This window comes from Microbacterium sp. K2 (assembly GCF_051365005.1).
GTDB classification, from domain to species: Bacteria; Actinomycetota; Actinomycetes; order Actinomycetales; family Microbacteriaceae; genus Microbacterium; species Microbacterium foliorum_B.
Map to the genome: position 1 here is coordinate 16750 of NZ_JBLWII010000001.1, position 17956 is coordinate 34705.

A 17956-nucleotide genomic window follows, 5' to 3' on the forward strand; every position below is an offset into this window, starting at 1 on the left:
TGTGACCCGGATGAGTGCCGATGCCCGGATGCTGTGACAGGCTGAAGGGGTGACTGTCGTACCTCCTGCCCCAGGTGAGCCCCGCCGCCCCGATGGGCCCCGGAACCCGGGTGACGCCTGGGTGGTCGCCCCGTCGGGGGAGAAGTACTGGGGGCGTTTCGGTGCCGCGGGCTTGCTTGCATTCGATGCCGAGCGCGGAATCCTGCTGCAGCACCGCGTCTCATGGAGCCACTTCGGCGGCACATGGGGACTGCCCGGCGGCGCGATGCACGAGGGCGAGAGCGCGATCGTGGGTGCTGTGCGTGAGGCGCAGGAGGAGGCGGGGGTGCCCGATGGCTCCGTGCGGCCGCGGTTCACCAGTGTGCTCGATCTCGATGTGTGGTCGTACACGACCGTCATCGCCGATGTCGTGCGCCCGTTCGAGCCCGTGATCAGTGACCCTGAGAGCGTGGCGCTCGAGTGGGTGCCGGTCGATGAGGTCGACTCGCGACCTCTGCACCCCGGTTTCGGCAGTGCATGGCCGGCTCTTCGCGCGCTGCTCGAGGTTCGTCCTTCGCTCGTCGTCGATGCCGCGAACGTGGTCGGCTCCGTGCCCGACGGCTGGTGGAAGGACCGCGCGGCGGCGGCAACTCGTCTCGCTGCTCGACTGGACGGGGTCGCCGTGTCGGCGTCTGACCTCGGCGTCGGCGGAACGACCTGGTTCCCGCAGATCGCTCTGGTGGTGGAAGGGCAGGCGCGAGAGATCGCGACTCCCTCATCGGATGCTGATGCCGAAGCACCCGAGTTGCTCCCCGCGGGTGGCGTCTCGATCGTGCGCGCCGACGCGGCGGGAGACGATGCGATCGTCGCGGAGGTCGAGCGTCGAGCGCGAGCCGGACAGCATGTCATCGTCGTCACCAGCGACAGAGAGCTGCAGCGTCGCGTCGAGGCGGCAGGCGCCGCGCAGATCCATTCGGCTGGCTGGCTGCTGGACGTGATACCGCAGTAGTCGTTTCTGCCGCACGAACGCAGGGAAACGAGCGGCGGAGTCGTGTATTGCCTGAAGCACGAGGCACTGTCTCGATGGGCGCGTGTCGCTGAGATCAGACGAACATGACCCGTCGACGAGGTGGGTCGACGTAATCTCTGCCGAGCGGACTGGTCCAGGTGATGCTCCCGTCAGGAGTCTGACGGGCTTTCCACCGATGCCGCTCATCTATGTCGGGATGTTTGAGCGAATGATGCGTCGTGCAGAAGTGACTGAGATTGTCGATGCGTGTTCGTCCGCCGCGAGCGTGGTCGTGGTTGTGGTCGATCTCGCAGCGGTGCACCGGCATCCGGCATCCAGGGAATCTGCAGTGCTGATCTCGCGCTCGAAGGAAGCGCCGCATCTGCTCGGTGGGGGAGTAGGAGTCGGTCTCTGTCACCAGGCCGGTCGCGTTGAGGAACAGGCGTGACCATCCGGTGCAGCGCCCCGCGAGTCCACGCGCGACATCGGGATCGAGTGGGCCGTGTCCGTCGAGCTCGGCAGGTCGATCGTCTTCTCCGGCGAGGGTGCTCGCAGCGACCGTCACCTGAATGCGGGCCGAGATGTTCTCGAGTCCTGTGCCGTTCGCTTCGCTCGGATCAGAGGAGAGCAGCAGATCGGACAGCAGATCGGCGCGGATCTGATCGAACGTGCGGGTATCACCGGAAACGTGCTCGATGTCGGGACTCGCCGGATCGGTCATCGGGTCGATCAGGCCGGCGAGCGGATCGGTGACGAAGGTACCGTCGGCGGCGATCACTCCGGCCTCGAAGTAGGCGTCGTACCGGGGGTCTTCGGGAGAGAGATCGGAGAGGTGAAGCGAGCTCTCGGAGTCGTCGTCGAGTGACTCGAGGAACGGTTCCCGCTCGTCGCGGGTGCGGGCGATGTATCGCGCCATCTGCGTGAGTCGGTCGGAGATCGCCACGGCGACCCACTCGGGGAGGATCGCCGTGAGCGCGGCCAGGCCGTCGCCGACCGACCTGACGGTGACGCAGCGTTCGGCCGCCGCACGTCGCTGGGTCTCGACGACGGTCTGGCCCACGAGGCGGGCCGCGACCTTGCGAGCGTGGGCCTTCGTGCCCGGCGCGGTGTCCTGCTCGGCGACAACGAGCACTGCGGCCTCGTAAAGGCCCATCGTGGCGGGCTCCACGCGTCCGTCGCGGATGGCATCGTCGACGATCTCGCTGGCCCGCACGATCTCACGGACGTGCCGCGCGGTGATGGCCCCCGCGGCGAAGCTGGCACGTACGGCGGGAAGCACGCGCGAGAGGGTGCGCGCGTCGGTGAAGGCGTACTCGACGGAACCCTTCGGGATGTGCCCTGCCGCGGAGTACTCCGCGATCATCGATCTGTAGATCGCGTCACGGTGGTGGGGGCTCTCGGAGACGTCGGCGTCGTGCACGTCGATGCGCTCGACGAGGAGCGCGTACGACTGGGCTTCGAGTGCAGCGATCTGGCGCCGTGTGGCGACCCACTCGTCGAGCAGGCGGCGGCGCTCCTCGAGATCGAGGTCGAGATCGGTGCGCTGAGCCATGATCTCAGCTTAGAAGATATGTTCGACTGTGCCCAGCGTCAGCCATGGAATATGCCGTCATCCTCATATCCTCGGCCCCGCAGCTTGTCGATGTCGCGTCGCTCGCGCTTGGTGGGTCGCCCCGCGCCCCGATCGCGCAGCCCGAGAGCGGCCTGAGGCTCGCGCTCGGGCGTGCGATCCTCGTAGGCGAGGGCGGCGATCGGCGCACCGACACGCTTGACGAGCAGCTGGCGGACGATCAGAATCCGATCGAAGCCGGCGATCCGCACACGCAGCTCGTCGCCGATGCGCACGTGCTGTGCGGCCTTCACCTTGTCGCCGTTCACGCGCACATGCCCTGCGCGGCATGCGGTCGTCGCGGCCGAGCGCGTCTTGTAGACGCGGATCGCCCAGAGCCAGCTGTCGACCCGTGCGGCATCGGCCATCAGGCGCCTCTCTTTCTCAGTGCGATCAGGGCGCCGGAGATGATCAGGCCCTGTCCGATCGTGTAGGTGGCCATGATGGCAGGGTTGCTCCAGGCAGGGAGCGAGTCGGGGAGGAAGAGCCGAAGGGCCAATACCGTGTCGCTTGCGAGGAAGAAAGCGCCGCCGATCGCGACGAGCGGATGGCACCGAGTGGAGAATGCCGCGGTGGCGCCAAGGACGAGTCCGTAGACGGCGACCGCGATCAGCAGCCCACCGACATGTGGCCCCACGAAAGCCATCATCGCCACCCACCATCCGGCGTAGACGAGCGCCCACCACGGCATCCGACGCTGCGCGAGGTGACGGATGAAGAGAGCGATGTATGCCAGATGCGCGATGCCGAAGAACATCAGCATCAGCGGTAATTCCGCCGCGGCGGGGAAGAGCGCGCCCGCGCTGTCGCCGAGCCATGAGAACGTGAGGGCCCCGAGGATCAATGCCTGAGCGGCGCGCTCCCGGATCCGGCGCAGCGACACCAGCACAGGTACGGCGAGCAGGGGCATGAGGAGCAGCTTGGTACACCCGGCCGCAGGGCTCTCCAGGCTCAGCAGCACCACGTGGGCCACCGAGACCGCGATGTAAGGCAGGTATGCCCACAGAAGCGGATCAAGCTGACGGCGGCGCTGCATCTCCCCATCGTAGGGCGGGATCGAACGGCGCCAGACTCGCTCAGGACTCGACGGTGACCTGGGTGATCTGACCGTCAGTGCCGAGGTGCACGGCGGGCCAGTATCCCTCGGGGAAGTGCTGGCCGCAAGTGTCGATGAGGTGGAGCACGACGGTGCCGTCGGCTGAAGCCTCGAGCGTCTCGAGGCTGAGGTCGGATGCCGCGTCGTCGAGCTCGTGCTGCTCGGGGGTGACGTTGCTGAACGCGGCCACGACGGCATCCGTAGCCAGACGTCGCAGAACTCCGAGGGCTGCGATCGTCTCATGCACGTGGGGGAGCAGAGCGGCCGCCTCGTCGGCGTCGGTTCCTTCGATCATGAGATCGAGGGGAGCACCGTTCACGACCGTGCCGCCGGCGTACCAGTCGTGGGTCAGCACGATTCCATCAGACAGCTCCGTCGTCGCGCGCGTGAGGGTGCCCAGTTCCGGGTCTTCGATGGTCGGGTACTCGTCGCTCATGTCACCCACGCTAGCGGTCGCTCACGGTCGGAGAGTCGAGCCGAGGGATTCGAGGTGTTCACGCAGGATGCGGATGGCTTTCGGGCCCACTCCGTGAATCGCGAGGAGCGCACTCTCGGACACTCCGTCCAACTGGTCGAGACGGGTGAATCCTTGCAGAGCCAGCTCTCTGCGAGCGACCTTGCCCATGGATGTCGGCAGCTCTGTCTCTTCGGTCACGAGGCGAGCTCCAATGCCACGAGGGTGCGTCCCGGCTTCATCTCGGCTCTCTCTTCGAAGCCGGCGGCCAGGAATGTGGTGAGCATGCCGTGGAACAGGTCGTTCGTGCGCTTCTTCTCGCCGCGGGTGTCGACGGGATAGCCCTCGATGAGTCGGGCTCCCGAGGTTCGCGCGAAATCGACGGCGGCGCGCAGCAGTTCAAGATTCAGGCCCGAGCCTCGGTGTTCGCGACGGACCACGAAGCACGTGACTGCCCACACCGATTCGTCGTCGAAAGGCTCGGCGGATGCTGCCGCGATCATGCGCGTGCGCGGCACCCGCTGCTGCTTCGTGCGCGGCCCGATCCGGATCCATCCGGCGGCGTCGCCGTCGACGTAGGCGATCAGGCCGGGCGGAGGACCCGCGTCGATCTCATGCCGAAACATCTCGGTGCGCTGCGGCGTGGTCGTCTCATTCCACTCCTTGTTGCTCAACATCGGCCAGATGCACTGGCAGCTGGCACCATCGCCGCCGCCGGTCAGCGCATGCTGAACGTCATCCCATCGGGCCGTCGTCGCCACCTCTGTCGTGATCGTCGCCATGCAGGTGACGGTACGCCGCGCCTCCGACACCACGCAACGCCCGGCGCTCACCCGGTTCGCGAAGGGCGGGAAAGTGGGGCTAAGATAGGGGAGTTGCCTGCGCGAGAGTGCAGAACAACGGGCTGTGGCGCAGCTTGGTAGCGCACTTGACTGGGGGTCAAGGGGTCGCAGGTTCAAATCCTGTCAGCCCGACCACAAAGCCCCGGAGAACCGCAGAATTACGCGGAACTCCGGGGCTTTTTTCATGCCCGGCCCGGCGGCCCGCAAAGCCCCACCCGCGACGCACCACCTGCCACGTCGCCACGTCAACCCCCTCTCCAGCAACGGACGAACGGCATACCGTCGCCTCATCACCGACAGAGGAGATGCAATGAGCGATCTGCAGAACACGCACGGAACCACCGACGCCCACGAGGAGCCCGACACCGCCTCGGGTGGTGCGCCCGATGACTCGACGTCCGAGAGCACTTCTAAGAGCACGGACGAGATCCTTGAAGACGAGACGACCGACGAAGACGGAGCGCCTCTCGAGAACCCGTCGGGCGGCTGAGACGGCCACGCCCTGAAGAGCGAAGACCCCCACCCGGCGTTGAGCCGGTGGGGGTCTTCTTCGCTGTCGGCTGGTCGCTCGACCTAGGCGGTGCGCACGGTCAGCATCCGCCATCCTTCTGGCACCTTCGCCTCGAGCGATGCCATGTCGTCAGCCTCGATCTCCTGCACGCCGTCTACGCGTGTGAAGGTGCCCGTCGCCTCCATTTTGGCCACGCCCTTCAGCATGCGCACGGGCGCCGACGCCAGCTCGAAACCGGGCTTGCGGTGCTGTTCGAGCTCGACGAGCACCTCGGCGAGCGTGGTTCCGATGACGTCTGCAGTGCTGGTCTCGACGGGACGGATCAGAGCGATGAGCATGAGGCCAGCCTATGGCGCGACGGTCGCCGAGCCGGGGTACCGCTCCGCACGGGAATCAACTGGCCGTCGTCGCGAGTGGAGGAAGGTGCGGGATCGTGATCGGCGCCGTCGACCGGCTCGGCGGGTTGTGGAACCGCTGCAGATCGCTGAGCACTTCTTCGGCCGACATGTACGAGCTCGCCAGGGGGAGATTGCGCAACCAGAGCACATCGACCTCGACGGCATCCACCTGGTAGATGCAGGCGACGGTCTGACGTGCATCGTGCGGCTCGTACTTGTGGTCGACGATCAGCCACTCGGTCTCGGTCACCCTGCGGAGCTCGAACCTCGGATCGGGCATCGCGGACATCTCAACACTCCAATCAGTCGTATTCGCCATCGGCTGACAGGGGGAGCGCTCCGCGACCGGCCGATGACATCACCGCCTGATCGACGGGCGCCCTCTGCCCGCCAGAGTTCACCAGAATTATAAGAACAGACCGGTATATCGCTCAAGAGGACCGTCGACGGATGCCGCGGGGCGACGCCTCACGCCCCGTACGCGGTGTGCCCGGCGACCACCGTGCGCAGGACGCGGGCTGCGAGCAGCGACCGGCTGCCCTCCGAGAACGGATCGACGTCGAGCACGGCGAAGTCTGCCGCCTGGCCCACCGCGATGCGGCCACGCCACGCCCCGTCGCCGATCGACTCCGCCGCGTCACGCGTCGCATGAGCGATCGCGCGGTCGAGGGGAAGGGCGAACTGCGGATGCACCGCGGGCACATCGGGGTTCAGCGCCGATGCCCGTGTCGTGGCCACGTACATGTTCGCGAGTGCCGCGTGCGGCGCGGTGGGAGCGTCGGTCGAGAAGGCGAGCAGCGCACCGGCAACCTCGTACTCCGGCCACGCGAAGGCCCGCTCCGCTCGATCATCGCCGAGCTGGGCCGCCCAGTTCGCGAAGATCGACGGATCAGCGTGCACCGGCTGCATGGATGCCGTCACACCCAGGCGCGCCATCCGCTCGGCCGTGCCGGGAGCCGCGTACTCGAGATGCTCGATCCGATGGCGACGAGGACGATCGCCGTTGACGATGATCGCGTGCTCGATCGCATCCAGCGCGAGCGTGCTCGCCTCATCGCCGATCGCGTGCAGCGCGACCTGAAGTCCCGCAGCATCCGCAGCTGCCACGACGGGGAACAGGCGTTCGGCCGGCCAGATCGGCGCGGCGTTGGAGCCATCCGCATACGGAGCACGCATCGCGGCGGTGCACGCGTCGATCGTGCCGTCGAGCACGAGCTTGATGCCGATGACCCGAATGGCGCTCGAGGCAGCCTCGGCCCGATCCGCCGCCTCGGCGACCTGAGCCAGATTCAGCGTGTCGTCGCCGGTGTTCGCGACGAACCAGTGCGCGGCTATCCGCAACGGCAGTTCGCCTCGCCGCTCGGCCCGCTCCAGCGCCGCGAGCGCGAGCCAGTCGAACGCCATGTCGACGGCGCCGATGACACCCGCCGCGAGATACGCCTTGACGACGCGCTGCACCGCTGCATCCCGCTGCTCGTCGGTGGTCGTGGCATCCCGGTGCGCCCAGGCGTACTGCTGCGCGGCCGTCTCGTAGAGCATCCCGGTCGGTTCGCCGTCGGCGTCCCTCTCGATTCGTCCGCCGATCGGGTCAGGTGTCTCGCGGGTGACCCCCAGCTCCTCGAGCGCCGCAGAGTTGACCCAGCAGGAGTGGTAGTCGTTGGCGTCGAGGTAGACGGGGACGTCCGCGACGACGGCGTCGATCATCGCGGCCGTCGGCGATCCGCCCGGGATGGCGTCGAAGAGCCATCCGCGCCCCCGCACCGTACCGGAGCCCGTCTCGCGTGCCTGTCGCACCCTGCGCTGGATCTCGTCGAGAGAGCCGGCATCGGTGAGCCCGATCTGGCCCAGCGCTTCGCCCATCATCAGCAGATGAGTGTGCGCATCGGTGAATCCGGGAAGAACCACCCGTCCGCCGAGGTCCACCGCGGCATCGGTCGACGGTGCGTCGGCCTCGGATCCGACGAAGGTGAACTCCGCGCCGTCGACGACCACCGCTTCGGCCCAGGCGGTCTCGTCAGCGGTGAAGAAGCGGGCGTTGCGATAGAGCGTGGTGGTCATCAGAGTGTCTCCTCGGTGGTGGCTGCACGCTCGAGGCGGGTCGAGAGCAGGGCGATGGCACTCGCGGGCACGGCGAGCACGAAGCTCGCGATGCCCAGCGCGACGGCGAACCCCTGGAACCCGAGCAGGCCGACCAGCGCAGCGCCGATCACGGGGGTGAGTGCCGAGCCGACGAGGTAGACCGCGAGCAGCGGGCCGGACCAACGTCCGTCGGCATCGAGAGCAGCGGAGGTCGACACGAAGTACATGAAGGCGATCGCGTACACGGTGTTCCAGGCGATGAAGACGACGATGAACGCGGTCGGATCAGACGTGAAGCCCTCGACGATCTTCAGCACTCCTCCGGCCACCAGCAGCACCGCGAGGGGCACTGCCCGACCCAGCCGGGATCCGACGATCATCAGCAGCACCGACCCGATGAGGCCGCCAGCCGTCGCGCCACTGAGTGCGAGGCCCAGCCCTTCGGGTGTGAGGCCCGTCTGCTCGGCACCCATGATCCCGGCCATGGCCCAGAGCGAGTCCTCGCTCACCGCCCACAGTGCGAACACGACGAGGAGGCTGAACCCGGCGATCGTGACGGTTCGCGAGCGTGCCGGAGAGAGGCGCACCGTGCCTGTCGGCGGCACGTCGATCGGCATCGCCTCGGCGACAGCGGCCCCGGCCTGAGGATCGATCACGGGGGCCGCAGGCAACCACGCAGAGACGAGCAGTCCCAGGATGCTGAACAGCGCGAGCGCACCGAAGACATCGATCGGTGCGAGCCCCACGAGAGGGATCACCGCCAGCACGATCGTGATCACGCCGCGGTTCGCGAGACCGTTGAATCCCGCGACCCTGTCAGGATTCCGGAACGCGGCCAGGGCGGCCCCGGACGCCGCGACGGCACCGCCGGCTCCCGCCCCGCCGACCAGCAGAGCGGGAAGGATGAGCGCTGGGACCAGCGCTGCGGTGGCGAAACCGACGGACGCGATGGCGAGTCCGGTGCGGGCCACTGCTCGTCGGTGACCGCCGGCGCAGAGCGGGGCGATGGCGAGTCCGGTGACCGCGGTGAGCAGCAGCGTCGCGGTGACGAGCCAGCTGGCGGCGAGCACGTCGATGCTGAGGCCCGTCTGCGCGGCGGTGATCATGTAGGGCGAAAGGTTGACGCCCAGATACCCCGCGATTCCGATCGCGAAGGTGGCGGTGGCGGTAGGCACCCGGAGCGGAACCCGGGTGCTGAGGTCGATGGCGGTCATGGTTCTCCCACTGAGAGGGGCACGGCGATGTGCGCGAAGGTTCTGCCGATGCGCATCGGGTGGGGCGCGAATTCAAAAACGAATGGTGTTCGTCAACGAATGGTGTTCACTATTATGCACAGGAGGGATGCCCGAGGGAAGAGATTTCTCGACGGTCCCGCGAACAGAGAGTGAGCGTGTGATGCCCAGGCCATCGAGTCCATTGCTGTCGCCGGAGATCATCGGTGCGGCCGGTCTCGAACTGTCGAGGGCCGGAGAGCCGTTCGGGGTGAACGCGATCGCCCGCAGGCTCGGAGTCAGGCCGTCTTCGCTTTACAACCACGTGGACGGTATGGACGGCATCATCGAGCTGATGCGCGGCCGATTGGTCGAGGACTACCGAGTCCGGCCAGGGGAGAGCGCGTGGGATGACTTCCTCGTCGAGCTTCTGCGACAGCAACGCCAGATGTATGCCGATCACCCGCAGCTCGTGCCGCTCCTCATCGGGAAGACCATCACTCATCCGGCAGTGATCTCGGCGTACGACGACCTGGCGACCGTTCTCGTCGACGGCGACTTTCCCGAAGACGAGGTGCTCACGGTGATCGCGATCATCGATGCGTTCGCTATCGGGTTCGGCCTCGACCTGGCATCGCCCGATGAGGTCTGGGAGCCGGGGGAGGGAACCCGCACGCTCGGTCGCGTGCTCGAGGGAGCGGAGCGAGGCACCGCTCGGGCGGATCGGACGTTCGAGCTCGGTGTCGGACTGCTGATCGACTCGCTTCGGGCTCGCCTCAGCAGGTGAGGCTCGAGGTGGTTGCCCTCTCGAGTCATCCAACCCCATTTGGATCACTCGAGAGGGCTCACCGTCCGTCCCGGACGGTAGGGGAGGCGGCGAAGATTTTCGCTGCTCTCTCGACTGATATATCCCCAGATGTTCAGCCGGTAGCCCCCGCTACTTGCAGCAGAATATCGCTTAATCGTCTTGTCCGCCATTTGGGGGACAAAGAAATCTACGAATGTTTCTTCCAGGACTGGGGCTTGCCGTGAGAACGTCCACTCATAGAGTGGTTGCATGGACAGAAAGCTCGTGCTGAACGCGCACCTCGCCATCGCCCACGGGCACCGAGTCGAGGTGACGGAGCGCATCGACGAGCTGACCGGCGAGGCTCTGATCCTGTCTGTCAGTGACCTCGACACCGGCATCCGGTATCGCCGCGTCGAAGAGCCACGGGGTGAGCTCATCCGGTGGCTGGGTCGTGTCCTCGACTGCACGGTGACGATCGGCGGCCACTCGTCGCTCACGACTCTCACCGTCGATGCCGAAGGGAACGGTTCGGGCGCGACGAGTGCCAGGGCCGCCCTGCACGGCGCCGACGCGGCGGTCGACGCGGCGAAGGCCGAAGCGGACCGCTGGGGTGGTGGCGATCGTGTGCCTGAGCCGGAGCCTGAACGCTTCTGGTGACCCGCTCAGCGGAAGTCCCTCGATCGATGCGTCACTCCGGTGCGGAGGTCTTCGAATGCGTCGGCGAGGACGTTCACGACCCCCTCTGCTGAGCGCTCGAGAATGCCGCGGATGATCAGAGCAGGAGAATCCCGCGCCACACGGTGATAACGACCCCACACCCCCGTCGAGCAGATGACGTTGACGAGGCCGTTCTCGTCTTCGAGATTGAGGAAGGTGACACCCGCTGCGGTCGCGGGGCGCTGACGGTGAGTCACGAGGCCCGCGACCTCGATGCGCCTGCCCGTCTCGTGGCTCTGGAGATCGGAGGAGGTGAGCACGCCTCGCTCGCGCAGAAGTCCGCGGAAATGCGCCATCGGATGGTCGTCGGTCGAGACACCTGTCGCCCAGAGATCCGCGGAGAGCCGTTCGTAGCTGGACTGATCGCTGAACAACGGTGGCTGCACGGCGATCGTCGTGCCGGGAAGGAATCGCGAACGATCCTCAGCGGCTGCCCCGGACAGCCAGATCGCCTCTCTGCGCTGCAGCCCGAGGCACTCGAACGCGCCGGCGGTCGCCAGGGACTCCAGCTGCGCGGCGGTGGCGTCGGTGCGCCTCACCAGGTCGTTCAGATCGCGGAACGGGCCGGCGGCCTCGCGCTCGGCGACGATCCTCTCCGCCAGCGGTGTGCCGATGCCGCGCACACCGCTGAGCCCCATGCGCACCGCGTAGGCGCCATCCCGGCGGTGCGCCGCCGACTCGTCGGGCTTCGACCGGTCGAACCGCGGCACTCGAGGCTGCAGTGGATCGCCGCAGGCGTCCAGACCTGTCGGCATCCGCAGCGGTGCGCCCTCGAGGGGTTCGAGGGTCTCGGTGACGCCCGAGGCGTGCAGATCGGGTCGGCGCACCTCCACGCCATGCCGGCGCGCGTCTGCGGTGAGCGTCGAGGCGGAGTAGAAGCCCATCGGTTGCGATCGGAGGAGCCCTGCGAGGAAGGCAGCCGGATAGTGCAGCTTGAGCCAGGAGCTCGCATAGACGAGGAGCGCGAAGGACAACGAGTGCGACTCCGCGAATCCGAAGTTCGAGAACGCCTGGATCTGCGCGTAGATGCGATCCGACTGCTCGGCGGAGAGGCCGCGCCTGGACATGCCCGCGTAGAGCTTGTCGCGCACCTTCTCGATCTTCTCGAGCCCGCGCTTGGATCCCATGGCACGTCTGAGCAGATCGGCCTCGTCGGCGGTGCAGTCGCCGATGGCCGTCGCCATCTGGATCAGCTGCTCCTGGAAGATCGGGATGCCCAGAGTCCGCTCGAGGATCGGCTTGAGGTCATCATGCGGGTACGGGATATCGAGCACCACGGGGTCTTCTCCACGAGCGGCTCTGGCGCGGTTCTCCTCGTCGAGCGCATCCTTGGCCATCTTGCGGCGGACGAAGGGATGCACGGCCCCGCCCTGGATGGGCCCGGGGCGGATGAGTGCGATCTGGATGGCGAGGTCGTAGAAGGCGCGTGGCTGCAGGCGGGGGAGCAGACCGATCTGTGCCCGGGATTCGACCTGGAACACCCCGATCGAATCAGCGCGGCAGAGCATGTCGTAGACGGCCGGCTCTTCTTTCGGAAGAGTCTCGAGCGTCCACCGCTCATCCGTGGCGTCGTCGATGAGATCGAAGCAGTGCTGGAGCGCTGCCAGCATGCCGAGCCCGAGGAGGTCGAATTTCACCAGCCCCATCCACGCGGCGTCGTCTTTGTCCCACTGGATCACGGTGCGGTTCTCCATGCGAGCATGCTCGACGGGGACGACCTCGCCGACGGGGCGTGCAGTGAGCACCATGCCACCCGAGTGGATACCGAGGTGCCGGGGAGCCTTCAGGAGCTCGCCCGCGTACTCGAGCACGTTCGCGGGGATGTCATGCTCGTCGGCCACCTCGAGCCCGGTGCTCCACCCGTCGACCTGCCTGGACCAGGCGTCCTGCTGCCCGGGTGAGAAGCCGAGAGCCCTCGCCATGTCGCGCACCGCGTTCTTCGGACGGTACTGGATGACGTTCGCCACCTGTGCCGCGCGCTCTCTTCCGTACTCGCGGTACACCCACTGGATGATCTCCTCCCGGCGATCGGAGTCGAAGTCCACATCGATGTCGGGTTCTTCCTGACGGGTCGTCGCAAGGAACCGCTCGAAGGGCAGACGGTAGAGGATCGGGTCGACGGCGGTGATGCCGAGCAGATAGCAGACGGCGCTCGCCGCGGCAGAACCACGCCCCTGGCACAGGATGCCGCGACGGCGCGCCTCTGTGACGATGCCGTGCACGATGAGGAAGTAGCCGGGGAAGTCCTTCTCCTCGATCACATCGAGCTCGCGCCCGATCCTGCGGTGGCCGTCGGCATCGAGGTGCGGATACTTCGTCGGCACGGCCTCCCACACCAGGTGGCGCAGCCAGCTCATGGGGGTGTGACCGTCTGGCACCTCCTGCTTCGGCAGGGCCGGTCGCGCTCGGCGGAGCGAGAAGGCCGACGCGGCGGCGAGCTCGAGCCCGTAGGAGATCGCGCCGGGGTGGCGCCGGAAGCGCGATGACATCTCGGCACCGCTGCGCAGATGTGCTCCTCCGTGGGTCGGAAGCCAGCCGTCGAGCTCGTCCATGCTGCGCACGGCACGAACAGCGGCGACCGCCTCGGCGAGTGATGCGCGTTCGGGAGCGGCGTAGTGCACGTTGTTCGTCGCCACCACCGGCAGTCGCATCCGTCGGGCGAGATCGGCGAGAGCATCGTTGCGACGGGTGTCCTGCGGGTCGCCGTGGTCGAAGAGCTCGACGGCGACGTGATCCTGGCCGAACAGATCGACCAGGCGGCGCAGCGGCGTCTGTGCGTCTCCGGCTTCGAGCCCACGACGGACACCGCCCTTGCGGCATCCGGTGAGGATCGTCCAGTGCCCGTCGGCGGTGGCCGCCAGCTCATCGAGGTCGTACACGGGGCGGCCCTTCTCTCCGCCGCGCAGGTGAGCAGCCGTCATGGCTCCGGAGAGACGGTGATAGCCCTCCAGGCCGTCGGCGAGCACCAGAAGATGGTCGCCGACGGGATCGGGGGTGCCCCGCTGCGGTGAGTCGAGACCGAGCGAGAGCTCGGCGCCGTACACCGTCTGGACACTCACATCCATCAGCTCTGCGACCTCGGCGAAGCGGGCCGCCCCGTAGAAGCCGTCATGGTCGGTGAGCGCGAGCGCGGTGAGCCCCAGGCGCTCGGCCTCGGCGAGCAGGTCTTCCGGTGAGGAGGCGCCGTCGAGGAACGAGTACGACGAATGCGCGTGCAGCTCGGCATAGGGAACGGCATCCTCAGGCCGATGCACGGAGGTGGGGGGATTCCGCTTGCGTTTGGTGCTGACGGGCCCTGGGTCCGGTCGGCTGCCGGGTGGCATGCCTCCGGTCGGGTAGGGCGATTCCTCGCCGCTGAGAGTGCGCTCCAGTTCGTTCCAGGACAGGGGAGGATTGTGCCAGCCCATCAGCGGTACCTCCCCTCGGCCCACCAGCGATCTCCGGTGCAGAAGACGAGCCAGGCCCGATCATGGTCGTCGATGATCTGCAGGCGATGCCCCTTCTTGCCGCCGGAGGCATCCCACCGGCGTTCATGGATCGGCCACGGGCCCGCCCAAGCCTGCACATCGTCGCCGTCGATACGAGCGGGTGTCGCCGAGAGAGACCCGCGGTCGTCGACGAGGACGGTCTCGCCGTCGGGGGAGAGCACTCCGATGGGACGAGGCGGACGGAACACCTCGGCGGGAAGAGGATCGGGAAGGCTTCCCGGCCAGGGGTGCCCGGGGTCTCTGGGGGCGACGGCGCGTTCGCCCCACGGAGTGAGCACCTGTCGATCGGCGAGCCAGCGTCCGCCGGAGAGAGCGGCGGTGACGACGCCCTCGTGGCCGAGCATCGTCTGCACGCGGGAGATGGCGTGGTGCAGACGCTCATCCGTGCCCGACCCGAAGAGTCCGGGCTGGTGATGGGCGGCATCATCGACCGCCACGGGGATGATGCGCACCAGGGCTATTCCGCCGAACGCGCGAGCCTCATCGATCGGCTCCTTCGCGGACTCCGCTCCCAGCGCCTCGAGCTGCCAGCGCACCCGGTCGACGAGGTCAGCGGCATCGAAGCAGGTCGGATGGAGCCAGGGGCGGGAGAACACCTTGCCGTCGTCGTCGATCAGGTCGATGCGGACCTCTGTGCACACCACCGAGGCTTCGCCGAGAGCGAGCATGACCGCATCGGCCGTCTGCCGCACTGCGAAGGCCACCTGATCGGCTCCCGCGAGCGGCGGTTCGAACTCGACGGAGCGCACGAGTTCGGGGTCGGGCGGTCGTGCCACCACGGCGCGGGAATCGGAGCCGGCGGCGAGGGAGTGCAGGCGGGCGCCGCGCTCGCCGAAGCGATCGCGCACCTCGATCTCGTCGAGGGCGGCGAAGTCGCCGAGTGTGCGCACCCCGAGCCGGACGAGCAGACCGGTGAGCTGTTCGTCTCTCAGCACCCCCACGGGGAGCGGGGCGAGGAAGTCCTTCGCGAGACCCGCCGGCACGACGGTGCACGGCGCGCTTCCTCTGGCGGCGAGCTCTGCTGTGAAAGGGCCGTCGGCGATACCCACGCGCACCTCGGGGAAGCCCGCCTCGGTGAGGACGTCGATGAGGGCCTGCCCCGCTTCAGCCTCGCCGTCGTGGTAGCGGGAGATGCCCCGTGCCCGCACCGCCGCGAGTCCTGGACGCAGCAGCGCGGCGCCGGGGGCGTGCTTCTCGATGAGCTGCAGCACCGGAAGGAAGGCTCTCTCGTCGCGGGCGGTATCGTGCGGCAGCACGCGCAGCGACGAGATGTGCCCCTGAGCGACGCGGCGGCGCTGGCCGGCGCGCACACCGTGCTCCCTCGCCGAAGCGGTGCATGCGACGACGGTGTTCGCATGCACCAGTGCCGTCGGCGGATGAGGCGGCGGCCCGCCCAGGGTGGCGCGCAACGGCCAATCGGGAAGCCACAGGACGAGTACCCGGAGCGGAGCAGCGGTCATCCGGCCACCGCCAGACGCGGGTACTCGTGCGGAGCGGACTCGGCGCCGCGCAGGCCGGGCAGCGTCGTCATCTCAGCCATGGTCTCGACGGCGATGTGCTCGGCGGGCAGCTCTTCGACCGCGCCGTGGGCGCCGGGAAGACGCACACGCACGCTCGACGACAGCGGACTGTGCCGCGTGCGGGCCGACACCGTCGCCGTGGAGCCTTCGATGAGTCCCCACCCCTCACCGACGCCGAGCCAGTGCTGGTCGTGCAGTCGGATGGAACCCTCGCTCTGCGGCCAGGCGCCGGACGCTGTCGACTCGGTGATCAGCAGGGTGCTCCCGCGGTCTCGCAGGCGTGCGCTCAGTCGTGACACATCGGCATCGCGTGCCCGGCCTCCCGGCTGCACGGCGATCAGCGGAACCACCTCGGCGAGCGCAGAGGTCACGGCGAGCCAGCGGTCTCCGGGCTCGGGGACGAGGATCAGTCGGGGCAGCTCGATTCCGAACGCGGCTGCGGCTTCGACGCCCAGCGTGGGCATGCCCACCACCGCACACCAGTGGCCCTTGCGCGACGCCGCAGCGAGCAGCGCGAGGACGAGGCTGGGCGAGGGGGAGACGGTGTAAGTCGCTCCCGTCTGCAGTCCTTCTTCGGGGAGCAGGGAGGAGAAGGCGGGTTCGAGGGGGAGCAGCGGATGCTCGCTGCGTCTGCGCTGCATGCGGCTGATCTCCCGGCGCAGCCGAAGAACCTCTCCGGCGCGGGAGTCGCCAGCCGGAGAGAGCGCGGTCACCGCATCGAGCCCGATCCCCATGAATCCATCCTCGAAGATATGTACTAATAAAGCAACTGGAGTAGATGACGATAGTTCGAACCTCAGACATCGGGGGCGGGGGTTATCCACACGCCGTCCTCACCGGCATCCGCCTTCTCCTAGCCTTCCGGCATGGATCTCCGCACCGTGGTCGTCGTGACCGTCCATCTGGCGCTGTTCGTGATCGCCTGCCGACTCGTCGTCATCGACATCCGCACCCATCGACTGCCGAACCGGATCGTGCTCCCCACCCTTGCGGCACTCGTCGTCGTCGGGGGCGTCGACGCCATGGTCACAGGTGACAGCACTGCGATGATCAGAGCCGCTTGGGGGATGCTGATCCTCGGCGGTTTCTATGCGGCCCTCCGTCTGCTCGGCCGCGAGGGCATGGGCGGAGGCGACGTCAAGCTCGCCGCCGTCATCGGCCTGATCCTCGGGTGGCACAGCTGGCAGGCGCTCGCCGTGGGAGCAGCATCCGCCTTCGTCCTGGGGGCGCTGTTCGCCGTGTCGCTGATGATGCTCCGCAGGGCGGACGGCTCCACACGCATCGCCTTCGGGCCGTGGATGATCCTGGGCGCGCTCCTCGGCATCGTCATGCGATGAGTCCCATCCGCGGTGACGGGGATAGGGTGAGCACATGGCACTCGCACGACTTCACGGCGGCCCGCTGGACGGGCAGATCATTCCTCTCGGCGACGCGGACGACAAGCTGATCGTCCCCTACAGCGAGACCCAGGTGGTGTACAACCGGCGCGGTGACGCGCAGAACACCGGAGACACCGACGGTCCCACCGAGATCGACTACTGGTACGACGAAGCCCTCGAGGACATCAGCCCGTCGGATGACTGAGCACCACAACGCTCCGCGGTCCGACTCCGAACCCTCCAGGGTCGTCGAGGTCGAGCGCAAGTACGACGTCGACGATGCCACTCCGCTTCCGGAGTGGGTGGGGATTCCCGGAGTGGATGCCGTGTCATCCGGTGAGGTGCGCGAACTCGACGCCCGCTACTTCGACACCGCAGATGCCGAACTCTCCCGGTCGGGGGTGGCTCTTCGCCGCCGCACCGGCGGCCCCGATGCGGGTTGGCATATCAAGGGACCGCGTGAGGGCGACGGCCGTCTCGAGATCGGCTGGCCGCTGGGCGACGACGACAGGATCCCGGATGCGGTGACCGAGACCGTCTCGCGATGGACGACGGGCCCGCTGACGCCCCTCGCCCGGATCGAGAACACCCGGACGGCATATCTGCTCACCGGGACCGCCGGAGTGGTCGCCGAGTTCGTCGACGATCACGTTCGCGCGACCGACCTCCGACACGACGTGCAGCGTGACTGGCGCGAGTGGGAGTTCGAGCTCGGGCCCGCTGCACCCGCCGATGCGGCGGGGCGAGCAGCCCTGTTCGAGGCCGTGGAGACGGTGATCTTCGCCGTCGGGGGTCGCGATGCGTCATCCGGCTCCAAGCTCGCTCGCGCTCTGGGTTTCTGACTCCCTGCGCAAGCCCCTTCCACGCGGACGCG

20 protein-coding genes and 1 tRNA gene are annotated in these 17956 nt (G+C 67.8%); 8 read left to right on the forward strand and 13 right to left on the reverse strand.

Translation table 11 applies throughout. The annotated features are described in order from the left end of the window. Nucleotides 1–49: 49 nt before the first annotated feature. Nucleotides 50–988, forward strand: a complete 939-nt coding sequence (locus ACLKOY_RS00090; RefSeq protein ID WP_436451937.1) for an NUDIX domain-containing protein — start codon at nt 50–52, stop codon at nt 986–988. Between the two features lie 94 nt (nt 989–1082). Here ACLKOY_RS00090 and ACLKOY_RS00095 read toward each other — a convergent pair whose 3' ends face one another. From ACLKOY_RS00095 to ACLKOY_RS00120, 6 genes are read right to left on the reverse strand one after another with little or no spacing between them, the layout of a single operon-like run. Continuing rightward, entirely contained in the window at nt 1083–2540 is a 1458-nt protein-coding gene (locus tag ACLKOY_RS00095) for a DUF222 domain-containing protein (RefSeq protein ID WP_436451938.1), read from the reverse strand. Nucleotides 2541–2578: 38 nt separating this feature from the next. Beyond that, nucleotides 2579–2965: an RNA-binding S4 domain-containing protein gene (locus tag ACLKOY_RS00100; RefSeq protein WP_436451939.1), complete on the reverse strand. Its 387-nt coding sequence runs from the start codon at nt 2963–2965 to the stop codon at nt 2579–2581. Further along, on the reverse strand, nt 2965–3633 hold the full coding sequence (locus tag ACLKOY_RS00105) for a lysoplasmalogenase family protein (RefSeq protein WP_436451940.1): 669 nt from the start codon (nt 3631–3633) through the stop codon (nt 2965–2967). Before ACLKOY_RS00105 ends, ACLKOY_RS00100 begins: the two co-directional genes overlap by 1 nt. Nucleotides 3634–3673: 40 nt before the next feature. Continuing rightward, nucleotides 3674–4129, reverse strand: coding sequence for a hypothetical protein (locus ACLKOY_RS00110; protein WP_436451941.1), 456 nt, complete (start codon nt 4127–4129; stop codon nt 3674–3676). 21 nt (nt 4130–4150) lie between these two features. Continuing rightward, the gene (locus ACLKOY_RS00115) at nt 4151–4348 is read right to left on the reverse strand and encodes a hypothetical protein (protein ID WP_436451942.1); all 198 of its coding nucleotides are present in this window, start codon (nt 4346–4348) and stop codon (nt 4151–4153) included. Then, nucleotides 4345–4929, reverse strand: a complete 585-nt coding sequence (locus ACLKOY_RS00120; RefSeq protein WP_436451943.1) for a GNAT family N-acetyltransferase — start codon at nt 4927–4929, stop codon at nt 4345–4347. The genes ACLKOY_RS00115 and ACLKOY_RS00120 overlap by 4 nt, the downstream gene beginning before the upstream one ends. 118 nt (nt 4930–5047) lie before the next feature. On the opposite strand from ACLKOY_RS00120, the gene ACLKOY_RS00125 reads away from it, so the two are divergent. Next, nucleotides 5048–5124, forward strand: a tRNA-Pro gene (locus tag ACLKOY_RS00125). A gap of 175 nt (nt 5125–5299) precedes the next feature. Further along, nucleotides 5300–5479, forward strand: coding sequence for a hypothetical protein (locus tag ACLKOY_RS00130; RefSeq protein WP_436451944.1), 180 nt, complete (start codon nt 5300–5302; stop codon nt 5477–5479). A gap of 83 nt (nt 5480–5562) precedes the next feature. On the opposite strand, the gene ACLKOY_RS00135 is transcribed toward ACLKOY_RS00130, so the two are convergent. From ACLKOY_RS00135 to ACLKOY_RS00150, 4 genes are all read right to left on the reverse strand, one after another. Continuing rightward, nucleotides 5563–5838, reverse strand: a complete 276-nt coding sequence (locus ACLKOY_RS00135; protein ID WP_140037471.1) for a hypothetical protein — start codon at nt 5836–5838, stop codon at nt 5563–5565. A gap of 55 nt (nt 5839–5893) precedes the next feature. Then, entirely contained in the window at nt 5894–6178 is a 285-nt protein-coding gene (locus ACLKOY_RS00140; protein WP_235558976.1) for a hypothetical protein, read from the reverse strand. A 188-nt stretch (nt 6179–6366) separates the two neighbouring features. Then, nucleotides 6367–7956 carry an amidohydrolase gene (locus ACLKOY_RS00145; RefSeq protein ID WP_436451945.1) on the reverse strand — a complete coding sequence of 530 codons (1590 nt, stop codon included), beginning with the start codon at nt 7954–7956 and terminating at the stop codon, nt 6367–6369. Continuing rightward, nucleotides 7956–9191, reverse strand: coding sequence for an MFS transporter (locus ACLKOY_RS00150; RefSeq protein ID WP_436451946.1), 1236 nt, complete (start codon nt 9189–9191; stop codon nt 7956–7958). The genes ACLKOY_RS00145 and ACLKOY_RS00150 overlap by 1 nt, the downstream gene beginning before the upstream one ends. A 181-nt stretch (nt 9192–9372) precedes the next feature. On the opposite strand from ACLKOY_RS00150, the gene ACLKOY_RS00155 reads away from it, so the two are divergent. Both ACLKOY_RS00155 and ACLKOY_RS00160 read left to right on the forward strand, forming a co-directional pair. After that, nucleotides 9373–9975, forward strand: coding sequence for a TetR/AcrR family transcriptional regulator (locus ACLKOY_RS00155; RefSeq protein WP_436451947.1), 603 nt, complete (start codon nt 9373–9375; stop codon nt 9973–9975). Between the two features lie 270 nt (nt 9976–10245). Beyond that, nucleotides 10246–10635: a hypothetical protein gene (locus ACLKOY_RS00160; RefSeq protein WP_436451948.1), complete on the forward strand. Its 390-nt coding sequence runs from the start codon at nt 10246–10248 to the stop codon at nt 10633–10635. 5 nt (nt 10636–10640) lie between these two features. On the opposite strand, the gene ACLKOY_RS00165 is transcribed toward ACLKOY_RS00160, so the two are convergent. The 3 genes from ACLKOY_RS00165 to ACLKOY_RS00175 are packed head-to-tail and all read right to left on the reverse strand — an operon-like array spanning nt 10641 to nt 16437. After that, entirely contained in the window at nt 10641–14102 is a 3462-nt protein-coding gene (locus ACLKOY_RS00165) for an error-prone DNA polymerase (protein ID WP_436451949.1), read from the reverse strand. Beyond that, a complete protein-coding gene (locus tag ACLKOY_RS00170) occupies nt 14102–15643 on the reverse strand; it encodes a DNA polymerase Y family protein (RefSeq protein ID WP_436451950.1) in 1542 nt (513 codons plus the stop codon). Before ACLKOY_RS00170 ends, ACLKOY_RS00165 begins: the two co-directional genes overlap by 1 nt. Continuing rightward, a complete protein-coding gene (locus ACLKOY_RS00175; RefSeq protein ID WP_140037463.1) occupies nt 15640–16437 on the reverse strand; it encodes a hypothetical protein in 798 nt (265 codons plus the stop codon). The genes ACLKOY_RS00170 and ACLKOY_RS00175 overlap by 4 nt, the downstream gene beginning before the upstream one ends. A gap of 132 nt (nt 16438–16569) precedes the next feature. On the opposite strand from ACLKOY_RS00175, the gene ACLKOY_RS00180 reads away from it, so the two are divergent. Genes ACLKOY_RS00180 through ACLKOY_RS00190 form a run of 3 tightly spaced genes read left to right on the forward strand, consistent with a single transcriptional unit; the run spans nt 16570 to nt 17924 of the window. Further along, nucleotides 16570–17040: a prepilin peptidase gene (locus ACLKOY_RS00180; protein WP_436451951.1), complete on the forward strand. Its 471-nt coding sequence runs from the start codon at nt 16570–16572 to the stop codon at nt 17038–17040. 34 nt (nt 17041–17074) lie between these two features. Then, nucleotides 17075–17287, forward strand: coding sequence for a response regulator (locus ACLKOY_RS00185; RefSeq protein ID WP_140037461.1), 213 nt, complete (start codon nt 17075–17077; stop codon nt 17285–17287). Then, on the forward strand, nt 17280–17924 hold the full coding sequence (locus ACLKOY_RS00190; RefSeq protein ID WP_436451952.1) for a CYTH domain-containing protein: 645 nt from the start codon (nt 17280–17282) through the stop codon (nt 17922–17924). The genes ACLKOY_RS00185 and ACLKOY_RS00190 overlap by 8 nt, the downstream gene beginning before the upstream one ends. Nucleotides 17925–17956 lie beyond the last annotated feature (32 nt).

Excerpts from the sequence above, each read along its gene's own strand:
- ACLKOY_RS00095 (WP_436451938.1), bottom strand. The coding sequence starts at position 2,540 with ATGGCTCAGCGCACCGATCTCGACCTCGATCTCGAGGAGCGCCGCCGC.
- ACLKOY_RS00100 (WP_436451939.1), bottom strand. The coding sequence starts at position 2,965 with ATGGCCGATGCCGCACGGGTCGACAGCTGGCTCTGGGCGATCCGCGTC.
- ACLKOY_RS00105 (WP_436451940.1), bottom strand. The coding sequence starts at position 3,633 with ATGCAGCGCCGCCGTCAGCTTGATCCGCTTCTGTGGGCATACCTGCCT.
- ACLKOY_RS00110 (WP_436451941.1), bottom strand. The coding sequence starts at position 4,129 with ATGAGCGACGAGTACCCGACCATCGAAGACCCGGAACTGGGCACCCTC.
- ACLKOY_RS00120 (WP_436451943.1), bottom strand. The coding sequence starts at position 4,929 with ATGGCGACGATCACGACAGAGGTGGCGACGACGGCCCGATGGGATGAC.
- ACLKOY_RS00130 (WP_436451944.1), top strand. The coding sequence starts at position 5,300 with ATGAGCGATCTGCAGAACACGCACGGAACCACCGACGCCCACGAGGAG.
- ACLKOY_RS00135 (WP_140037471.1), bottom strand. The coding sequence starts at position 5,838 with ATGCTCATCGCTCTGATCCGTCCCGTCGAGACCAGCACTGCAGACGTC.
- ACLKOY_RS00140 (WP_235558976.1), bottom strand. The coding sequence starts at position 6,178 with ATGCCCGATCCGAGGTTCGAGCTCCGCAGGGTGACCGAGACCGAGTGG.
- ACLKOY_RS00145 (WP_436451945.1), bottom strand. The coding sequence starts at position 7,956 with ATGACCACCACGCTCTATCGCAACGCCCGCTTCTTCACCGCTGACGAG.
- ACLKOY_RS00150 (WP_436451946.1), bottom strand. The coding sequence starts at position 9,191 with ATGACCGCCATCGACCTCAGCACCCGGGTTCCGCTCCGGGTGCCTACC.
- ACLKOY_RS00155 (WP_436451947.1), top strand. The coding sequence starts at position 9,373 with ATGCCCAGGCCATCGAGTCCATTGCTGTCGCCGGAGATCATCGGTGCG.
- ACLKOY_RS00160 (WP_436451948.1), top strand. The coding sequence starts at position 10,246 with ATGGACAGAAAGCTCGTGCTGAACGCGCACCTCGCCATCGCCCACGGG.
- ACLKOY_RS00165 (WP_436451949.1), bottom strand. The coding sequence starts at position 14,102 with ATGGGCTGGCACAATCCTCCCCTGTCCTGGAACGAACTGGAGCGCACT.
- ACLKOY_RS00170 (WP_436451950.1), bottom strand. The coding sequence starts at position 15,643 with ATGACCGCTGCTCCGCTCCGGGTACTCGTCCTGTGGCTTCCCGATTGG.
- ACLKOY_RS00175 (WP_140037463.1), bottom strand. The coding sequence starts at position 16,437 with ATGGGGATCGGGCTCGATGCGGTGACCGCGCTCTCTCCGGCTGGCGAC.
- ACLKOY_RS00180 (WP_436451951.1), top strand. The coding sequence starts at position 16,570 with ATGGATCTCCGCACCGTGGTCGTCGTGACCGTCCATCTGGCGCTGTTC.
- ACLKOY_RS00185 (WP_140037461.1), top strand. The coding sequence starts at position 17,075 with ATGGCACTCGCACGACTTCACGGCGGCCCGCTGGACGGGCAGATCATT.
- ACLKOY_RS00190 (WP_436451952.1), top strand. The coding sequence starts at position 17,280 with ATGACTGAGCACCACAACGCTCCGCGGTCCGACTCCGAACCCTCCAGG.